This window comes from Syntrophomonas sp. UBA5494, from assembly GCF_002426325.1.
This window is the reverse complement of sequence record NZ_DIPG01000148.1, coordinates 11613-13784: the sequence shown is the minus strand read 5'-3', so window position 1 is coordinate 13784 and position 2172 is coordinate 11613. Positions and strand designations below refer to the sequence as shown.

At 49.8% G+C, this 2172-nt stretch carries 2 protein-coding genes; both read right to left on the bottom strand.

Translation table 11 applies throughout. The features are described from left to right. Positions 1–153 precede the first annotated feature (153 nt). Positions 154–603 (bottom strand): D-aminoacyl-tRNA deacylase, encoded by a 450-nt coding sequence (gene dtd / locus B3W37_RS16640; RefSeq protein ID WP_483168554.1) that lies wholly within the window; start codon positions 601–603, stop codon positions 154–156. After that, a partial coding sequence (locus B3W37_RS16635; RefSeq protein WP_483176485.1) for a RelA/SpoT family protein occupies positions 604–2172 on the bottom strand: 1569 nt, incomplete at its 5' end.

Here is a 2172-nt window from a genome sequence, read left to right as displayed (position 1 = left end):
ACCATTATCCTCCAAGACTTTGAGGATACCCCGGGCGTTGCCGCCGGGATCGATTACCGCCACCTCTTTGGTTTCCTCACAGCCCACAATATAACAGTTGACTGCCATAGAACTAACTTCAACGCGCTTGAGAATCAATGTTCTTCCTCCTTATCAAAATGCTCTAAAGCTATCCAGCAAAATGGTGCAGGGCCCGTCGTTACATATATCTACCTGCATTTCGGCCCCGAATTCCCCGGTTTGAACTTCTAAACCCTTCAGGCGCAAGTTTTCGACACAATAATCAAACAGCGGCCGGGCTTGTTCAGGCAGACCGGCTTCGGTAAAGCTTGGTCTGCGCCCTTTGCGGGCATCCCCGTACAGGGTGAACTGACTGATCAACAAGACCCCTCCGGCAACATCTTGTAGCGAGAGGTTCATCTTGCCGTCTTGGTCGGGAAAAATCCGTAGATTAACGATTTTATCCATCAAGTAGTCAGCATCCTCCGAGGTATCCCCTTTTTTAATACCCAGCAACACTGTCAATCCCAGTCCGATGGCGCCTATAACCTGGCCTTCAACCATCACCCGGCTGGATACTGTACGCTGTACCACCGCTCTCATCTAATCTCCCCTGTACTCGCCCGGCAATACCCGTTTCACATCCATTACGTCTTTAACCTTTTGAATCCTTTGGATCACGGCCTGTAAGTGGCTCATATCTTTTATCTCCAGCTTAAAGTTCATAATCACCCGGTTGTTCTTGGTAATCCGAGAATAAACCGAGTTTATATGGATTTTGGTATCGGCGATAACAATCATGACATCGGTGGTAAGGCGCGGACGGTCCATGGCCCGAACCTCCAGTTCCACCCCATAAACGCCCCGGTCGTCCGCCCACTCCACCTCGATAATACGGTCCGGTTCACTTTGCATATAATTATGCATATTGGGACAGTCCTGACGATGTACGGATACTCCCCGTCCTCTGGTAATATAACCCAAAACCTGGTCTCCAGGCAAGGGGTTACAGCAACGAGCCAGGCGTGTGGCCACCTCATCCACACCTTTGATGCGCAATGCCCTGGTTTCTTTATCGGCATGGGATGAAGGGCGATTCAGGTTGGATTTGAAAATATCCTCAACGCTGGCATCTTGGAAATAAAGCTCTTTTTGTTTATTGATAACCTGATTGACGGTTAAAGCCCCGTCCCCCAGCGCGGCTAAAAGATCGTCAACGGTAGTGTATCCGAAGCGCTTGGCAATATCCGTCAATTTCTCTTCTTTGAGCAGTTCGCGGGGATCGAGGTGTTTCTTTTTCAGGTCCTTTTCCAGCATCTCGTGGCCGCGCATGATGTTGACCTGACGCTTTTCCCGCTTAAACCAGGCTTTGATGCGGCTTTTGGCAGAGGAGGTTTTAATGAAATTAAGCCAGTCTTTGGATGGTCCGGGGGAGCTTTTAGAAGTGATTATTTCAACAATTTCACCGTTGTTCAAGGTGTAATCCAGGGGTACTATACGTCCGTTGACCCGCGCTCCGGTGCATTGATGACCTACTTCGGTATGAACCCGGTAGGCAAAATCCACCGGGCAGGAACCTTTGGGCAGCTCGATGACCGCTCCTTTGGGAGTGAATACGAAAACCGTATCGTCGAACAGATCTATTTTGAGGGATTCCATGAACTCATCGGTATCTTTGATATCCTGCTGCCATTCCAGAATTTGGCGCAGCCAGGACAGTTTTTCATCGAGTTTGCGCTCCCGGTTGCTGTCCCCCTCTTTATAGCGCCAGTGGGCGGCGATGCCATATTCTGAGATGCGGTGCATCTCCAAGGTGCGGATCTGCACCTCAAAAGGCTCTCCCCCTTTGCCTATCAAGGTGGTGTGGAGAGACTGGTACATATTGGCCTTGGGAGTGGCGATATAGTCTTTGAAGCGCCCCGGGATAGGCTTCCACATGGTGTGGATAATCCCCAAAACCCCATAGCACTGCCGGATGTCGTCGACGATTACCCGGATGGCGATTTTGTCGTAGATCTCATCGATATCCTTGCCCTGTTTGATCATCTTCTTGTAAATGCTGTAGATGTTTTTGGGACGCCCTTTGATTTCCGCCTTTATTCCGATCTGATCGAGGCCGGAGCGGATTTGTTCGATCAATTCATTGACATATTCTTCACGCTGTTTGCGTTT

Coding starts and splice junctions, on each gene's coding strand:
- dtd (WP_483168554.1), bottom strand. CDS start 603: ATGAGAGCGGTGGTACAGCGTACAGTATCCAGCCGGGTGATGGTTGAA.